We start from the raw sequence: 16,142 nt of genomic DNA on the forward strand, positions 1-16,142 counted from the left end.
GACGTTTTCAAACTTTTTTGACAAAATAAAATTATGTAATAGTAGGACAAGGAAACTACTAATAAAGGGGATGGGGAAATGTTTTCAAATATTGGCTTTCCAGGGTTAATTTTAATTTTAGTAGCAGTACTCATTTTATTTGGACCTAAAAAATTGCCGGAAATCGGGAAGGCTTTAGGGGAAACGTTAAAAGAGTTTAAAAAATCAACGAAAGAATTGACAGATGACGCATTTCAAGAAAAGGAAAAGAAAGAAAAAATGTAGTGTATTTTCCTTGTAATGGATAAATAAAGTGTGGTGAACGAGATGGAAAATCGGGAAATGAGCGTAGTAGAACATATTGTTGAGCTTCGAAAAAGAGTAATATATACGGTGTTATCCTTTGTACTATTTTTAATTATTGGATTTACTTTTACAAAGGATATTTATTTTTGGCTTGTAAAAGATTTACCAATGAAATTAACTGTTCTCGGTCCAAGTGATGTATTGTGGATTTTTTTCTCGATTGCTACAGTATTTGCTATCGTTTGTACAATTCCTTTTGCTGCTATACAAATTTGGTTATTTGTAAAACCGGGTTTACATCCAAATGAACAAAAGATGACAATAATGTATATACCGGTATTGTCTATATTATTTATTGCAGGTTTATGTTTTGGATACTTTATTGTAATGCCGTTTCTATTTCACTTTTTAACTACGATAGGTAATGAAATGTTTAATACGATGTTTACGACAGAAAAGTATTTTCATTTTGTACTTAATTTAACAGTTCCATTTGCTGTGATTTTTGAATTGCCAGTCGTTGTAATGTTTTTAACTAGTATTGGAATACTTACGGCGGAATTTTTAATAAAAATAAGAAGGTATGCTTACGTAGCATTAATTATCATTGCATCTTGTATATCACCGCCAGACTTTTTATCTCATAGTTTAGTTGCAGTGCCGCTTATTTGTATTTATGAAGTAAGTATTGCGTTATCAAAGGTTGTTAGTAAGAGGAAAAAGAAAAGAGAAGAAATGCAGTCGAAAAGTGCCTCGTTATAAAGGCACTTTTTTATTTATTTGTTATACTATAGCTATAAACGTATACAATATATAGAAGAAAAAAATTATAGAATCTCCAAAATTTAGACAAACTTTGCGCTTTTATAAGCTTATACTAAATGTATTAAACAATTGATGGATAATGAGATTCCCGTCTCAGAGATATTTAGGGCGGGAAGGTGAATTAGGTGGAGATGAATAGAGTATAAATCTTCTAGCCATAAGGACTACAGAAATCATATAAGTCTGATTTTACTCCACTTTAAACAACGTGTTACAGCGCAAAGTAGAGGAAGTTCAAAAATCCAATGAAAAAGAGGATTGATATTGTGATTACGAAAAGTTTTTATTTCACTCATTCAACAGGGGATTGCATTAAAATATTCGAAATCCCTGTCCTACAGGCACAGCATCCATTATCGTTTCTAATTCAGTCTCGTCTTCAATTATTTATTGCAAAAATTCAAAAACAAAAACACCCAAGATTTTCGTATTCTTTCCGTGAATATTTACAAAATTGTTTGAAGTGGAATGATTATTTAAATGTATATAAAACAAATACCCTTGAAAAAAATGCATGATACGAAGTACGGACAGGGTTAGTAAACTCTGTCTTTTTCATTTTAGATATGAAAATATAATTAATTTGATGAAATTTCGTTCCAAATTGTTGAAAGCAATGGGAATACTAGTATAATAACAAGGAGAGCGTATTGGAAAGGGAAGAAGTATAGTATGCAAAAAATTAAAATTGTAACAGATTCAACGGCAGATTTATCACAAGACGTAATCGAAAAGTATGACATTCATGTTTTACCATTATCAATCTCTGTAAATGGACAAACATATTTAGATCGCGTTGATTTACAACCTGACGAATTTATTGAAGAAATGATTAAATCAGAGGAATTACCAAAAACATCACAACCAGCTATGGGTACATTTGTAGAAATGTATGACAAGCTAGGGGAAGATGGAAGCGAAGTCCTTTCTATCCATATGACAAGTGGAATGAGCGGTACTGTAGCAACTGCAAATAGCGCTGCATCAATGACTGATACCAAAGTAACAGTTGTTGATTCTCAATTTATTACACATGCTTTAGCATATCAAGTAATTGAAGCTGCAAAAATGGCAAAGGACGGACGCTCACTAGAAGAAATTTTAAAACGTGTAGATGAAGTAAGAAAGAATACTCGTTTATATGTAGTAGTGGATACATTAGAAAACTTAGTGAAGGGTGGACGTATCGGTAAAGGAAAAGCGTTTATCGGTTCTCTACTTAATATAAAGCCAATTGCTAGTCTTGAAGACGGTGTTTATAATCCTGTAACGAAAGTTCGTAGCCAAGGCCAAATTGTAAAAACATTAGCTAAGTTATTTGAGCAAGATACGGCTGGAAAAGTCGTAAAAGCTGTTGCAATTCCGCATGCGAAAGCAATTCCTTTAGCTGAAAGTATGAAAGCGGCGGTTGAAAAAGTAAGTGGATTTGCTCAATCAGAAATTTTCTATACAACGCCTATTATTAGTACTCATACAGGTCCGGGCGCAATCGGATTTATGTATTTAGCAGAGTAATAAAAAAGCTACTTGAAAATATATTTCAAGTAGCTTTTTTATGTAAATAGAAAGTAAGAAATAAGAAGAGCTACACAGGCACTACCGCTAATGATATAGCGAGTCTGTAAATATTCATTCATAGAAAACACCCTTTATCCCGCTATTTGTGGACAGTAAAACTCTCTACCTCAAATTTAGCTGGAGCAAAGAGGTTAGGTAGCGGGCTGCCCGTAAAAGCTTGATTGGTGAAGGCAAATAATCAGTGGGGATGAAGAAAACCCACTAATTAAAGTTTCACTATAGGATTTTCTATATTATATGTTGGATATAGAAAATCAGTCATTACGTTACACATGTAAAGTTTCAATTTTTTCTTTTATTTGCTTATTATTTGTTGCGTTACTATAAATAAAAGTTTGACCTAAAAAGAGTACATGCAGTTGTTCCCAAGGTAACATGCGCAAATTCCAATTATTTCGAAGTCTAGTTATTGCTTCACGAGGTGTTTCATCGGCGAGTGCAAAAGCTCCGTAATGCATTGGTATAAAATGCGTAGCGTTTAAATCTAAATAAGCTTGCACGGCCTCTTCAGGTGAAACATGAGATACTTTCATAAACCATTCTGGTTCATAAGCGCCAATGGGCATAAGAGCAATATCAATTAAAAAGCGTTCACCAATTTCTTTGAAACCTTGGAAATAGCCACTGTCACCACAAAAATATATGGTTTCCATAGTCGTTTCATTATCAATAATCCATCCACCCCAGTGAGACGTATTCATATCAAATAAGAATCTTCTCGTCCAGTGCTGAGAGGGTACGAAGTGAAAAGAAACTTCGTTAATTATCGTACTTTCCCACCATTTATACTCTTCTACATGTTTAAATTTCTTACGAGTAAATAATTTTTTTAATCCAATAGGTACAAGATATAGAACATCATCATTCAACTGACGAAGAGTTGAAAAATCTAAATGATCATAATGACCATGTGAAATAAGGACAATATCAATTTTAGGTAGTGCTTCTATAGAGAGTCCAGGTTCTGTAAGTCTTGGAACTAGCTTTAATTTATTAGCCCATACTGGATCTGTTAATATATTAAGTCCATTCGTTTGGATAAGAAAAGTGGAATGCCCAATCCATGTGATAGTCGTTTTTTCAACATTACTTTGCAAAAATGCACTTTGTTTAACGGGTGATTGTTCTACTAAGAAAGAAAAATCTTTTTTGTTTTGCTTTCGTTCTTTACGCCAGCGTAAAAAAGAGCGAATTGATTTTTTTGTACTAACATTATCCATATTTTCATAGCGCTTTGCCATGAACATCACCTCATTTAAAATCGTTGTATTTGTATTGTACCGAAATGTTGTTAAGGAATACAGTGTAAAACATGGATTAATGTTTAAGGAATTGTTAAAAAATAGGGAGAGGTATTTACAAAAGTAACAATAAAATTAGTTTTATCACTTTTATTTAGAGAAATAATAGTAAAAAAATATATTTTGTCTAGTAATTCGCTTGAAATAAAAAAGTAACATACGTAAATTCGTACGATTTCGTGAACAAATGTAGTAAACAATTTTCTCGTAGTGTTAACTTTTGTTATTATAAACATAACCTATTTAAATTTAGGATAGAGAAAAGAGGTTTATAAATGAAGCGTTATCAAAAAATAATTGGTCTTATGGTTGTATTTTGTCTCTTTGTACTTGCTGGATGTAGTGAATCAGGTTCAAAGCTTCGTAAACCATTAAATTGGGATTTAGAAACCTTCCAATTTACAAATCAAGATGGAAAGAAATTTGGTACAAAAGATTTAAAAGGGAAAGTTTGGGTTGCAGATTTTATGTTCACAAATTGTCAGACAGTTTGTCCACCAATGACTGCAAATATGGCCAAGCTTCAAAAGATGGCAAAAGAAGAGAAATTAGACGTTCAGTTTGTTTCATTTAGTGTAGATCCAGACCTTGATAAGCCAGAAAATCTGAAAGCTTTTATTCAAAAGTTTACAGAGGATACTAGTAACTGGAATTTATTAACGGGGTATTCGTTAGAAGATATTACAAAGTTTTCAAAAGATAATTTCCAATCACTTGTAGATAAGCCGGAGAACGGTCAGGTCATGCATGGTACATCATTTTATTTAATTGATCAAAACGGAAAAGTAATGAAAAAGTATAGTGGCATTAGTAATACGCCATACGAAGACATTATACGTGATATGAAGCGATTAGTGGGTTAAAAATAAGGGTGCATAGCACCCTTATTTTTTTGCATTAGTCTATCGATAAAATGTCATGTTGCTGGGGAAGTTTCGGCGCCCGAATTTCTAATACGCCGTTTTGATAAGAAGCTTTTGCCGCTTTTTTATTAATTGAATACGGCAATTTAATCAATCTTGATGCTTCTGAAATGGAACGTTCTCGGCGATAATAGTTATGGGATGTTTGTTCTTCTTCCTCTTCAAGTATCTCTTCTTTTACAGAGACTTTTAAGTATTCACTTTGTATTTCAATTTGGATTTGTTCTTTTTGTATACCTGGTAGTTCAGCTGTAACAACGAGTTCTTCACCAACTTCATATAAATCTACAGGGAATGTTAATAAACGGTTTCCTTTTTGGAAAAAATGATTTAAATCAGCGATTACATTGCGAAGAGGTGTTTGCTCGAAGAAATCATCAATTTGCTTTAAGTAATTACGAACCGGTGGGCGAGAAGAATCTTTTTTTTCTTCACTCATGGTATTCCCTCCTAGAAATCAATTTGCAATATCATATGACAAAAGCGGAGAAAGGTGAGTGCCTAGTTTTCATGTTTTCATAAAAAATTGTTAAAAATGTGAAATGGAGTGATTTTTTTATAGTTTTTGGTCGCCATATTCAGTTGATTATGCTAGTATAAATAGGGTTGATATAGTAGTATAGAGACAGAATGAAAACTGAAAGAGGGTAAGAAGTATGTGTGGTTTTGTAGGATGTTTATGTGAAAACCCTAGAGAGTTTTCAGAAACAGAAAAACATCAATTTGAAAATATGAACACGATGATTTTCCACCGTGGTCCAGATGACGAAGGATATTTTCGTGATGAACATGTACAATTTGGCTTCCGCCGTTTAAGCATCATTGACTTAGAGGCAGGACATCAGCCGCTAACTTATGAAAATGATCGATATGTAATTATTTTTAATGGTGAAATTTACAACTATGTAGAATTACGTGAAATGTTACTTGAAAAAGGTGCAACGTTTGCAACGCAATCTGATACAGAAGTTATCATTGCATTGTATGCACATATGAAAGAAAAATGTGTAGATTACCTTCGTGGTATGTTTGCATTTATGATTTGGGATCGTGAAGAAAAGAAACTTTTCGGTGCACGTGACCACTTCGGTATTAAACCTTTATACATCGCACAACAAGGTGATACTACATTCTTCGCATCTGAGAAGAAAAGTATTATGCATGTGATGGAAGATAAAGGCGTTAATCCAACGTCACTACAACATTACTTTACGTACCAATATGGTCCAGAGCCAGAAACTTTAACAATTGATGTTAATAAAATCGAGCCTGGTCATTATTTCGTAAAAGAAATCGGTAAAGAGATGGAAATCCATCGCTACTGGAAACCTTATTTCAACGCTTCAAGTGCAACGAAAGAGGAGCATATCCAAGCAATTCGTGATGTGTTATACGATTCAGTAAAAGTGCATATGCGTAGTGATGTACCAGTAGGTTCATTCTTATCTGGTGGTATCGATTCATCTATCATCGCTTCTATCGCAAGAGAAATGAATCCAAATCTTTTAACATTCTCTGTTGGTTTTGAGCAACGTGGTTTCAGTGAAGTTGATGTTGCGAAAGAAACTGCTGAGAAATTAGGCGTTAAAAACCATAACGTATTCATTTCAGCGAAAGAATTTATGGATGAGTTCCCAAAAATCATTTGGCATATGGATGATCCTTTAGCTGATCCAGCAGCTGTACCATTGTACTTCGTTGCGAAAGAAGCACGTAAACATGTAACAGTTGTTCTTTCTGGTGAAGGCGCAGACGAGCTATTTGGTGGTTATAACATTTACCGTGAGCCAAACTCACTAAAAATGTTCTCTTACATTCCTAGCCCAGGTAAGAGCGTTCTAAAAGCATTAAGTGGTGCTCTTAAAGAAGGATTTAAAGGTAAGAGCTTCCTAGAGCGTGGATGTACACCAATTGAAGAGCGTTACTATGGAAATGCTAAAATCTTCCGTGAAGAAGAAAAAGCTGAATTAATGAAGTATTACAATGAAAGTGTTAACTATATGGATATCACGAAACCATTGTATAACGAGATTAAAGATTATGATGATGTAAGTAAAATGCAGTACATTGACATGTTCACATGGTTACGCGGTGACATTTTATTAAAAGCTGATAAAATGACAATGGCAAACTCATTAGAACTTCGTGTACCGTTCTTAGATAAAGAAGTATTCGATGTTGCATCTAAAATTCCAACTGAATTTAAGATTGCTAACGGAACTACGAAAGCTATTTTACGTGAAGCAGCACGCGGAATCGTTCCAGATCACGTATTAGATCGTAAAAAACTTGGATTCCCAGTACCAATTCGTCACTGGTTAAAAGACGAAATGCATGATTGGGCTATAAATATTATAAACGAAAGTAAGACAGAGCATTTAATCGACAAACAGTATGTATTAAACTTACTGGAAGCACATTGTGCAGATAAAGGCGATTATAGCCGTAAAATTTGGACTGTACTTGCGTTTATGGTATGGCACCAAATTTATGTTGAGCATAAATACGATACGAATAAGTTCCATGAAGAAACAAAACGTGCGTATAGCTTAGTTTAATTAGAAAAACCTTAAGATCGCATACGGTCTTAAGGTTTTTTTCATAAATAGGAAGTATTATTGATACAATAATAGTAAAAGGATGGACAACATATGATTACGTTTGAGAAAGTTACTGTAGAAAATGAAAGCGTTGTTAAAGAAATGTTTAAATCGCATAGTTTAGGTGAGAAAAAGGTACAGTACTGTGTGAAAGTTGATGATACATATATTGGTGTAATAGATTATAGTGTACAAGAGGAACGGGCTGTTTTATCACAGCTAATTATTCATTTTGATTACCAAGGTTACGGTTATGGTACAAATACGTATTTTACATTTGAAGAAATGATGAAACAAAGAAATGTGAAAGAAATAAAAGTGCTACAAGAGAAATTAACAGAAAAGGCGAAGTCTTTCATAGAGAGTTTTGGTTTTACTTCAGAAGATGAAGAGTACGTAAAGAAAATATAACGATGATTATTTATGCGATACAATAAATATAAGGCAGGTGGATGTATGACGATGACTTCTGGTCTTGTATTAATTGGAGGGTGCTTTATAGTAGCAGAATTATGTCATATAATCATTCGGAAAAGAATGATTAAGAAAAAAAAGCCGTATGAATTACAATACGTCCCTGTCTTTTTCATTATGTTTTGTATGCTTAGTACATTACAAAATCTAATAAACTTTCCACCACTTGTAAATGTTTTTTTAAAGTTCGGTTTACTTTATAGTGGTGTTGGAATAGCACTTTTATTTATTTTATTTTGCATACGTTATGTTCACTATCAATCGTATATATTTATTTTAAATTGGTTAAAGCAAGATGATAGTAACCGCCTTACATAAGGCGGTTTTTTTATTTGCAATTGTAACAGAATTTGTACATTTCACATAAAATAGGACGAGTAGAAATGCAAACATATTACAAGAAAGGGGCGGGGCAATAAAATGAAACTTGTTATAGACGCAGGGCACGGTGGATATGATTCTGGTGCTGTTGGTAATGGTTTAGTAGAAAAAAACTTAACACTTCAAATTGCTAGACGCGTTCGAGACATTTTAACGGTAAATTACCCAATTACAATTAAGATGACACGTGATAGTGATGTGTTTATTTCTTTATCTGAACGTGCTAATATTGCTAATGCTTTCAGTGCGGATTATTTTATTTCATTTCATATTAATAGCGGCGGGGGTACAGGTTTTGAAAGTTATATTTATAATGCGTTATCCAATAGCAGCACTGCATATGCAAAGCAACAAAAAATGCACACAGCTGTCAATCCTGTATTAACAAAATATGGTCTTCGTGATCGAGGAGCAAAAAAAGAAAATTATGCGGTATTAAGAGAAACCGCAATGGATGCAATTTTAACTGAGACTGCTTTTATTGATACAGCTTTTGATGCAAATTTATTAAAAAATCCACAATTTATTGAAGATCTAAGTCAAGCGTATGCAAATGGAATAGCAGCTATTTTTGGAGTAGCTCCAAATCCACAACCTCCTAACCCACAACCGGTACCTCAAACGAAGGGAATCGCTTATGTTCTTGGGAAAAATGTAAATTTAAGAAATGGTCCATCAACTTCTTCCTCAGTTATTCGTCAATTAAATTCTCCAGAATCTTACGTTGTATATCAAGAAAGTAACGGATGGCTAGATTTGGGGAATGGACAATGGGTGTATAATGATTCTTCTTACATTAATTTTGTAAAGACAAGCAATAGTGATGGAAGCCCGATTGGGGTTGCATATATACAAGGGATGAATGTAAATTTAAGAAGTGGTCCATCAACTACATCTGCAGTTATCCGCCAATTAAATTCTCCAGAATCTTATTTAGTATATATAAATGAAAATGGTTGGTTAAACCTTGGTGGAAATCAGTGGGTATATAATGACCCAGCGTATATTAAGTATACTCAATATTAGGAATTGAAATGATAGTGCAATATGGATGCGTATCCTTGTTATGTATAACAAGGATACGCATTTTAATAACAACATTTTTTTCATACTTATGCACTATGTTTTAAAAAGAAACATTAGAAAAGCGGATAGAATCTAAATAGTATATATTAAAAAAGTTTTCTGATATACATTGACAATGTATGTAAGATACATTAATCTTTAAATGTTAATGATAATCGATTTCATCTAGGGAGGACATATGATACATACTAAAAAACTAATTATGTTCTGCATTATGATACTCATGGTTGTAATTGCAGGATGTAGTAAAGAAGAGAAAAAAGAAAATAATATATCAGCGAAAGCAAAAGATTCATATACGGTAAAGCATGCAATGGGTGAAACGACAGTAAATGGTACACCTAAAAAAGTTGTTGTTTTAACAAATGAAGGCGCAGAGGCTCTCCTAGCTGTGGGCGTAACGCCAGTGGGGACTACGAAACCACGTGCTGGTGATGAATGGTATCCTCATTTAGCGAAAGAGTTAAAAAACACGGAAGTTGTAGGAACTGAACGTGATATTAATTTAGAGGCTGTAATGAAGCTTAAGCCAGATTTAATTATCGGAAATAAAATGCGTCATGAAAAAATATATGATCAGCTAAAAGAAATCGCACCAACTGTTTATGCAGAAACATTACGCGGTGATTGGAAAGAAAACTTTACACTTTATACAAAAGCTGTAAATAAAGAAAAAGAAGGGCAAAAAGCTCTTGATGATTATAAAAAACGCATTGAAGGAATGAAAGAGAAGTTAGGCGATAAATTGAATTCTAAAGTTTCTATTATTCGTTTCGTGCCAGGTGATGTTCGTATTTATCAAAAAAACTCATTCTCGGGCGTTGTTTTAAATGATATTGGATTTAAACGACCACCATTACAAGATAAAGATGATTTTGCGATAAAAGGAATTACAAAAGAGCAGATTCCAAATATGGACGGAGACTACTTATTCTATTTCACGTCTGATAAAGATGCAGATAAGAATAATGAAGGAAATTCGTTAGCGAAGGAATGGACAGAAGATCCACTCTTTAAGCAACTACAGGCTTCTAAAAATAATAAAGTATTCCAAGTGGATGAGGTAATCTGGAATACAGCAGGCGGTATTAAAGCTGCGAACCTTATGTTAGATGATATTGAAAAATATTTCCTTAAATAAATGATAAAATACATCACTTTTACGAAGTGATGTATTTTTAGTTTGTGAAAATACAGAAAATTCCTTCTTTCAGGGTGTCATAAGTTGTACAATAAAATCAATCATGTGATAAAGGAGTGGGGAAGAATGAAAGCTACTCATAAAGATTGGATCTTGTTTAATGGGAGAATGATTAATACGAAAGAAGAACAGCCGATGGTAGCATTAGAAGAGAGAGGCTTCCAATTTGGTGATGGGATTTATGAAGTATTTAGACTATACGATGGCAAGCCTCATTTATTAGATTTACATTTGGAACGATTCTTTAACTCTATGGCAGAAATAAAACTAATTCCACCATTTACGAAGGAAGAATTAGTAGAAGAGTTATATCAAATGATTGAAAAAAATCAATTTCAAGAAGATGGGAATGTATATTTACAAATATCAAGAGGTGCACAACCGCGCAATCATGTATATGAATCAGATTTACAACCGACATATTTTGCAAATCTTGTTTCGTTCCCAAGACCAGTTGCTTCAATGGAGGCAGGGATTAAGGTGACAGTAGAAGAGGACATCAGGTGGAAGTTTTGCCATATAAAATCTTTAAATTTGCTTCCTAATATCATGATCAAAAACAAAATAAATGAACAAGGGTATCAAGAAGCAATATTAGTACGAGATGGTATTGTGACTGAAGGGTGTCATTCCAATTTCTTTATCGTGAAGAATAATAAGTTGATTACACATCCAGCGGATCATTTCATTTTACATGGTATTACACGTCACTATGTAATTACATTAGCGAAAGAGTTACATATCGATGTAGAGGAACGAGAGTTTTCATTACAAGAAGTATATGACGCTGAGGAGTGCTTCTTTACAGCGACGCCACTTGAAATATTCCCAGTCGTTCAAATTGGTTATGAACAGTTCGGGGCTGGTGAAAGAGGACCAATTACGAAAAAACTACAAGCTGCATACGAAGAGAGTATTCGTTTGTTTAAAGTGACAAATTAATCATGAAGAAAAAAGCTGGTATTCTTCCGGCTTTTTTTCATGATATAATTCAAGCATAGGACAAGTGTTGAAAACGCTGTAAAAAGGGGATTTAATATATGAATTATGAAGATTTTAAAGAAGTAATTCACGGAAGACGAAGTGTTAGAAAGTTTACAGATCAAGAAGTATCTACTAATGATATAAAAGAAATAATTGATTGTGCTCGTTACGCACCAAGTGATACGAATTCACAAACGTGGGAATTCTTAGTTATCATGAATCGAGAGAAGATTAAAGAAATTGAACAAATGACGTGGGATGCATTACATAAACTTGCGGCAAAAGCAGCAGAAAATGGAGAAGAGAAAGCAGGGAAATTACTTACACGTTCTTTCGGACCATATGCAACAGCTTTCTCGGAGGCACCAGTATTAATCGTATGTTTGGCAACACCATATGAATCAAAGTTCCGTGAAAAGATATTTGATCCAATTGCTTTTGTTCCAAATTCAGTTTGGGAGGAAGAAGGCATTAAGAGTAGCTGTTTAGCGGCACAAAACTTAATGTTAGCTGCACATGCAAAGGGACTTGGTACTTGTCCAATGACAGGGCCAGTATTGCTAGCTCAAGATGAACTGCGCCAATATTTACAAGTTGAGCCTGAAAAACAAATAAATATGGTTATTTCACTCGGATTTCCGAAAGATAAACCGAAGAAACTTCCAAGAAAAGAAGTAGATGAGATTACAACGTTTGTTTTTTAATTGCTGTATAGAAAAGACATTGAATTAACAATGTCTTTTTATTTTTGAGGGTATGTAATTCATATGTTGGGCTAAAATGATAGATAAGAGGAAATTACTATTTATTTCATAAAAAAAATTAATGTTCTATTAAGGAAAGTATGATACATTAATCGTGAGCAAGATTCTATTTGTTCATGAAAGTGTTGAAAGTAGTCTCAAAATTTAAAAGTTATTTTTGTATAATAAATTATAATGAAGTTACAGGGGGGATGAATTTTGAAAAAATTCATAATCACTGGATTGTCTGTATTGTTATTAGTTGGTTGCGGTGCTCCACAGGAAAAAGAGGACGCGCAATCAAAACAGGAAGAACAAGTTGTAAACGCAAGTGATGAGAATATGGTTGTATTTCCTGAAGGAGCAATGTCAATTGGAGAAGGGAAAGTAAAAGTTATTACTCCAGATGGTACTTCTGAAAACGGCAATATACCGACTGTATTCATCAAAAAGGATACATTAATTCAGCAAGTTGAATTAGAACTTTCTAATTTTCAAAGTGATAAAGAAACATTCGTATTTGTAGATCAAATGTATACAGATAAACATCAAGTAACTAGTACAACGCAGACAACAGTGCAGTTAAAAGAAAAAACGCTGGAAACAGGTAGTCATACAATTACTGCAGTTCAGTATGAAAACAATGACCCGAAAGGAAAGGTTATTAGTTTTAATCAAGCAACATTTGAGACAAAACCTGCGTCTTAATAAGAATAAAAAGTACATTACTCAAAAAGTAGTGTGCTTTTTTGTTTGGACTAAAGTGGGCAAGAGTGAATAACTTATTTCATTTTCTAATACGATTAAATAGGAAGTAATCACTTGTTACTACTATGACAGAGAAAGAGGTTGAATACGTGAATCGGTGTATTCGTATCATTTTGATTAGCCTAATGATGGCAGTAATTTGGTTTACGATACAAGAGTTTATGCAAATAACGCTCAATTATCAAATTCATGACTTGTTAATAGGAGCTATTTGTTTTACCATTGTTTATCTATTATATGATAAACTCGGACTAAGGTAAGTTTCAGAAGAAAAATGTAGGTATTTCATTTGAAATGTCGAATAGTACATACGATGTCGTAATAACAAATTTTCTATTGTTTACTGTGAAACAGAAGAAGGAGAGATAGTGGTTATGAAACGAGCTCTTATTAATATTGATTATACATATGATTTTGTAGCGGAAAAGGGTGCTTTAACTTGCGGGAAACCAGGACAGGAAATTGAGAAGGAAATTGTACATATAACGAAGCAATATATTGAAAATGGAGATTACGTTGTCTTTGCTATTGATAAACATGAAGAAAATGATGTATATCATCCAGAATCAAAGTTATTCCCACCTCATAATATAGCTGGTACAAGTGGAAGAGATTTGTTTGGTGAATTACAAGATGTGTACGAAACATATAAAAATGCAGAGAATGTATATTATATGGACAAAACGCGATACAGTGCGTTTGCTGGAACGGATTTAGAGATGAAGCTAAGAGAAAGAGGAATAGAAGAAGTTCATCTTGTAGGTGTTTGTACTGATATTTGTGTTCTTCATACAGCAGTAGATGCTTATAATAAAGGGTTTAAAATTGTTGTTTATGAAAAGGCGGTTGCATCTTTTAATGCACAAGGGCATGAATATGCACTTGGACATTTTAAGTCATGCTTACATGCAGAAGTGAAGTGAAAAAAGAGGCCTTTAAAAAAGGTCTCTTTTATTTGTCCATGTTCATTGAAAACAGCTACAGCAGAGTGGTCTTGATCCGACAACTTTTCTAAGTTCTTCAATATATCCCATTGTATGTAACCTCCATAAGAAAAAATAAGAGCAAATAAACTATTCGTTATTATGTAAATATATTCCTCTTTATAAGGGGAGAGATGACATATAACTTATTTGTTTTATTTGGTAAAATATACATCAAAAAAGGTCAAACAAAAATTTTGACCTTTTTTGACCAAATGTTATAATAAAGGCAGAAAGAGATAATCTTTCATTCATAAATAATAAGGAGGAAAAAATATGCGTAATTTATTTCCAGAGATAACAAAACGTCAAAATGGCATTTTTGATTTTGGGCCTTCTTTATTAGAAGGGATGACAGATGCTTTCTTTAAGCCACTGAACATGGATACTTTTAAAGTAGATGTTCATGAGCAATCTGGTAAATATACTGTGAAAGCAGATTTACCAGGTTTTCAAAAAGAAAACATTCAAGTTGATTTTGAACAAGATATATTAACGATCCAAGCAACGAATCATAATGAAGTAGACGAAAAAAATGAGAATGGCACATATATTCGTAAAGAACGTTCTATAGGTTCTGTAACTCGACGCTTTAATTTTAAACAAGTTGAGGAAGAAAATGTTAAAGCAAATTATAAAGATGGCGTACTGACAATTGAATTGCCAAAATTGAAAGAAGAAAAAAGTAGTAAGACAACAATTAATATTGAATAAAAGAGCTGATAAATTCAGCTCTTTTTTTACGTAGTTAATGAATAAATGAGTTGAAATCGTAATGAGATGAATAAAGTTTTAACGTATAAAAAAATTTCACGATTCGCTCCCCCTTAGGTTATTAAAAAGGGTATATTTAAAGGGAAAGGAAAAAGAACACCTAGACATACTGTTTAAGGTGAATTAGTAATAGAGTCAAAATACATAGTAAGGATAGTGGCATTTTAGATTAGGATAATAGATTTTTCTGGAACAAACTTAGGCGATTATGAATTTTTTAATTAGTAAGGAAGTGGTTAAATGAGCTTATTAACGTATACTGAAGAATTTTTTAATTATGTAAGAGAGTTTTTACTTTTAAGATTTTTACTATTTGCTTTAGTTTTAATCATTATTTCTTTTGTAATAAACCGTATTATTGATTGGTTTTTTAGGAAATCAAGCTTTTTTGATGAAGAGGTAGAGCAGACGATTCAAAGTGTAATTCGATCTATTTTTAGATATATCATTATCATCAGTCTTATCATATATTTAATTAGCCAATTTGTAGATATAAAAAGTATTATTGCAGGTGCAGGGATAGCTGGAGTTGTCATCGGTTTTGCTGCACAACAGATGCTAAAAGATGTTATATTAGGCTTTGCAAGATTAGCGGACAAAGAGTTTCGGGTTGGTGATTTTGTAACTTTTAACGGAACAAATTCAGGAACTATTGAAGAGATTAGTATTCGTTTTATGCAAATTCGTGAATGGTCAGGAAAACTACTTACCATCCCGCACGGAGAGATTAGAACGATACAAAATTTTAATAAAGGATGGATGCGTGTAATTGAACGCATTACGGTAAGTTATCAGGAAGATCCAACAAGAGTGAAGGAATTGTTAGAAGAAGTATGTGTTATATGCAATGAAGAATTGAATCAAACTCTTTATAGAGTAGAGGATGAGGCTGTTGAACCATTTAAATACGTCGGTGTTACAGACTTAAATCCTAACTTGAAATATGTTGGCTATGAATTTTGTATTACAGGTTTAATAAAGCCAGAAGATTATTTTGAAACTTCTAGACAAGTAAGATTTGAATTAATGTCTATGTTCCATAAGAATCAAGTGCAAATGCCAGCAGCGAATATGGTTGTTACTACTGAAGGTTTACAGCATATCCATGGTGGACAATCTTTATCGGACAGCTAAAGTAGAATCGTTTGTTAACAAAAATTCTGCTTCCAACATTGGATAGAATAACAATAATAAAATGATTGATATAAAGAAAGGGCTGAAGGAATTCGGTTCTTT

Annotated in this window: 19 protein-coding genes; 17 read left to right on the plus strand and 2 right to left on the minus strand. The window is 33.1% G+C overall.

The window, feature by feature from the left end:
• Positions 1–78 precede the first annotated feature (78 nt).
• The 4 genes from ACUL40_RS03045 (at position 79) to ACUL40_RS03060 (ending at position 2,625) form a co-directional block, all read left to right on the plus strand.
• Positions 79–264, plus strand: a complete 186-nt coding sequence (locus ACUL40_RS03045) for a twin-arginine translocase TatA/TatE family subunit (protein WP_000492443.1) — start codon at positions 79–81, stop codon at positions 262–264.
• 42 nt (positions 265–306) lie between these two features.
• Entirely contained in the window at positions 307–1,047 is a 741-nt protein-coding gene (tatC, locus tag ACUL40_RS03050) for a twin-arginine translocase subunit TatC (protein WP_000431523.1), read from the plus strand.
• A gap of 329 nt (positions 1,048–1,376) precedes the next feature.
• Positions 1,377–1,628, plus strand: a complete 252-nt coding sequence (locus ACUL40_RS03055; protein ID WP_000629012.1) for a DUF2535 family protein — start codon at positions 1,377–1,379, stop codon at positions 1,626–1,628.
• A 154-nt stretch (positions 1,629–1,782) separates the two neighbouring features.
• On the plus strand, positions 1,783–2,625 hold the full coding sequence (locus ACUL40_RS03060) for a DegV family protein (protein ID WP_445422962.1): 843 nt from the start codon (positions 1,783–1,785) through the stop codon (positions 2,623–2,625).
• A 329-nt stretch (positions 2,626–2,954) separates the two neighbouring features.
• Here ACUL40_RS03060 and ACUL40_RS03065 read toward each other — a convergent pair whose 3' ends face one another.
• On the minus strand, positions 2,955–3,929 hold the full coding sequence (locus ACUL40_RS03065) for an MBL fold metallo-hydrolase (protein ID WP_001129632.1): 975 nt from the start codon (positions 3,927–3,929) through the stop codon (positions 2,955–2,957).
• A gap of 335 nt (positions 3,930–4,264) precedes the next feature.
• Here ACUL40_RS03065 and ACUL40_RS03070 point away from each other — a divergent pair, with 335 nt between their 5' ends.
• Complete coding sequence (locus ACUL40_RS03070; protein ID WP_000833331.1) at positions 4,265–4,852, plus strand: SCO family protein; 588 nt, start codon at positions 4,265–4,267, stop codon at positions 4,850–4,852.
• Between the two features lie 34 nt (positions 4,853–4,886).
• Here ACUL40_RS03070 and ACUL40_RS03075 read toward each other — a convergent pair whose 3' ends face one another.
• Positions 4,887–5,351: an Hsp20/alpha crystallin family protein gene (locus tag ACUL40_RS03075; RefSeq protein ID WP_001288085.1), complete on the minus strand. Its 465-nt coding sequence runs from the start codon at positions 5,349–5,351 to the stop codon at positions 4,887–4,889.
• Between the two features lie 217 nt (positions 5,352–5,568).
• On the opposite strand from ACUL40_RS03075, the gene asnB reads away from it, so the two are divergent.
• From asnB to ACUL40_RS03135, 12 genes are all read left to right on the plus strand, one after another.
• Entirely contained in the window at positions 5,569–7,470 is a 1,902-nt protein-coding gene (asnB, locus tag ACUL40_RS03080) for an asparagine synthase (glutamine-hydrolyzing) (protein WP_000333816.1), read from the plus strand.
• A 93-nt stretch (positions 7,471–7,563) separates the two neighbouring features.
• Entirely contained in the window at positions 7,564–7,923 is a 360-nt protein-coding gene (locus ACUL40_RS03085; protein WP_000627523.1) for a GNAT family N-acetyltransferase, read from the plus strand.
• Between the two features lie 51 nt (positions 7,924–7,974).
• Positions 7,975–8,304, plus strand: a complete 330-nt coding sequence (locus tag ACUL40_RS03090) for a hypothetical protein (protein WP_445422970.1) — start codon at positions 7,975–7,977, stop codon at positions 8,302–8,304.
• A gap of 102 nt (positions 8,305–8,406) precedes the next feature.
• Positions 8,407–9,393: an N-acetylmuramoyl-L-alanine amidase gene (locus ACUL40_RS03095; protein ID WP_000779891.1), complete on the plus strand. Its 987-nt coding sequence runs from the start codon at positions 8,407–8,409 to the stop codon at positions 9,391–9,393.
• 238 nt (positions 9,394–9,631) lie between these two features.
• Positions 9,632–10,594 carry an ABC transporter substrate-binding protein gene (locus ACUL40_RS03100; RefSeq protein WP_000581989.1) on the plus strand — a complete coding sequence of 321 codons (963 nt, stop codon included), beginning with the start codon at positions 9,632–9,634 and terminating at the stop codon, positions 10,592–10,594.
• A 126-nt stretch (positions 10,595–10,720) separates the two neighbouring features.
• Positions 10,721–11,596 carry a D-amino-acid transaminase gene (gene dat / locus ACUL40_RS03105; protein WP_065211746.1) on the plus strand — a complete coding sequence of 292 codons (876 nt, stop codon included), beginning with the start codon at positions 10,721–10,723 and terminating at the stop codon, positions 11,594–11,596.
• Positions 11,597–11,694: 98 nt separating this feature from the next.
• Positions 11,695–12,342 (plus strand): nitroreductase family protein, encoded by a 648-nt coding sequence (locus tag ACUL40_RS03110; protein ID WP_001105288.1) that lies wholly within the window; start codon positions 11,695–11,697, stop codon positions 12,340–12,342.
• A gap of 258 nt (positions 12,343–12,600) precedes the next feature.
• Positions 12,601–13,089 (plus strand): hypothetical protein, encoded by a 489-nt coding sequence (locus ACUL40_RS03115; protein WP_000713496.1) that lies wholly within the window; start codon positions 12,601–12,603, stop codon positions 13,087–13,089.
• Positions 13,090–13,214: 125 nt separating this feature from the next.
• A complete protein-coding gene (locus tag ACUL40_RS03120; protein WP_017674122.1) occupies positions 13,215–13,409 on the plus strand; it encodes a hypothetical protein in 195 nt (64 codons plus the stop codon).
• A gap of 114 nt (positions 13,410–13,523) precedes the next feature.
• Entirely contained in the window at positions 13,524–14,072 is a 549-nt protein-coding gene (locus ACUL40_RS03125) for a cysteine hydrolase family protein (protein ID WP_000816763.1), read from the plus strand.
• 336 nt (positions 14,073–14,408) lie between these two features.
• Positions 14,409–14,846 (plus strand): Hsp20/alpha crystallin family protein, encoded by a 438-nt coding sequence (locus tag ACUL40_RS03130; protein WP_001245055.1) that lies wholly within the window; start codon positions 14,409–14,411, stop codon positions 14,844–14,846.
• Positions 14,847–15,146: 300 nt separating this feature from the next.
• A complete protein-coding gene (locus tag ACUL40_RS03135) occupies positions 15,147–16,040 on the plus strand; it encodes a mechanosensitive ion channel family protein (protein ID WP_000055427.1) in 894 nt (297 codons plus the stop codon).
• Positions 16,041–16,142 lie beyond the last annotated feature (102 nt).

This window comes from Bacillus sp. KNSH39 (assembly GCF_052656585.1).

Bases quoted from the DNA above. Each gene is read 5' to 3' on its own strand.
- ACUL40_RS03045 (WP_000492443.1), top strand. From the start codon at position 79: ATGTTTTCAAATATTGGCTTTCCAGGGTTAATTTTAATTTTAGTAGCA.
- tatC (WP_000431523.1), top strand. From the start codon at position 307: ATGGAAAATCGGGAAATGAGCGTAGTAGAACATATTGTTGAGCTTCGA.
- ACUL40_RS03060 (WP_445422962.1), top strand. From the start codon at position 1,783: ATGCAAAAAATTAAAATTGTAACAGATTCAACGGCAGATTTATCACAA.
- ACUL40_RS03065 (WP_001129632.1), bottom strand. From the start codon at position 3,929: ATGGCAAAGCGCTATGAAAATATGGATAATGTTAGTACAAAAAAATCA.
- ACUL40_RS03070 (WP_000833331.1), top strand. From the start codon at position 4,265: ATGAAGCGTTATCAAAAAATAATTGGTCTTATGGTTGTATTTTGTCTC.
- ACUL40_RS03075 (WP_001288085.1), bottom strand. From the start codon at position 5,351: ATGAGTGAAGAAAAAAAAGATTCTTCTCGCCCACCGGTTCGTAATTAC.
- asnB (WP_000333816.1), top strand. From the start codon at position 5,569: ATGTGTGGTTTTGTAGGATGTTTATGTGAAAACCCTAGAGAGTTTTCA.
- ACUL40_RS03085 (WP_000627523.1), top strand. From the start codon at position 7,564: ATGATTACGTTTGAGAAAGTTACTGTAGAAAATGAAAGCGTTGTTAAA.
- ACUL40_RS03090 (WP_445422970.1), top strand. From the start codon at position 7,975: ATGACTTCTGGTCTTGTATTAATTGGAGGGTGCTTTATAGTAGCAGAA.
- ACUL40_RS03095 (WP_000779891.1), top strand. From the start codon at position 8,407: ATGAAACTTGTTATAGACGCAGGGCACGGTGGATATGATTCTGGTGCT.
- ACUL40_RS03100 (WP_000581989.1), top strand. From the start codon at position 9,632: ATGATACATACTAAAAAACTAATTATGTTCTGCATTATGATACTCATG.
- dat (WP_065211746.1), top strand. From the start codon at position 10,721: ATGAAAGCTACTCATAAAGATTGGATCTTGTTTAATGGGAGAATGATT.
- ACUL40_RS03110 (WP_001105288.1), top strand. From the start codon at position 11,695: ATGAATTATGAAGATTTTAAAGAAGTAATTCACGGAAGACGAAGTGTT.
- ACUL40_RS03120 (WP_017674122.1), top strand. From the start codon at position 13,215: ATGACAGAGAAAGAGGTTGAATACGTGAATCGGTGTATTCGTATCATT.
- ACUL40_RS03125 (WP_000816763.1), top strand. From the start codon at position 13,524: ATGAAACGAGCTCTTATTAATATTGATTATACATATGATTTTGTAGCG.
- ACUL40_RS03130 (WP_001245055.1), top strand. From the start codon at position 14,409: ATGCGTAATTTATTTCCAGAGATAACAAAACGTCAAAATGGCATTTTT.
- ACUL40_RS03135 (WP_000055427.1), top strand. From the start codon at position 15,147: ATGAGCTTATTAACGTATACTGAAGAATTTTTTAATTATGTAAGAGAG.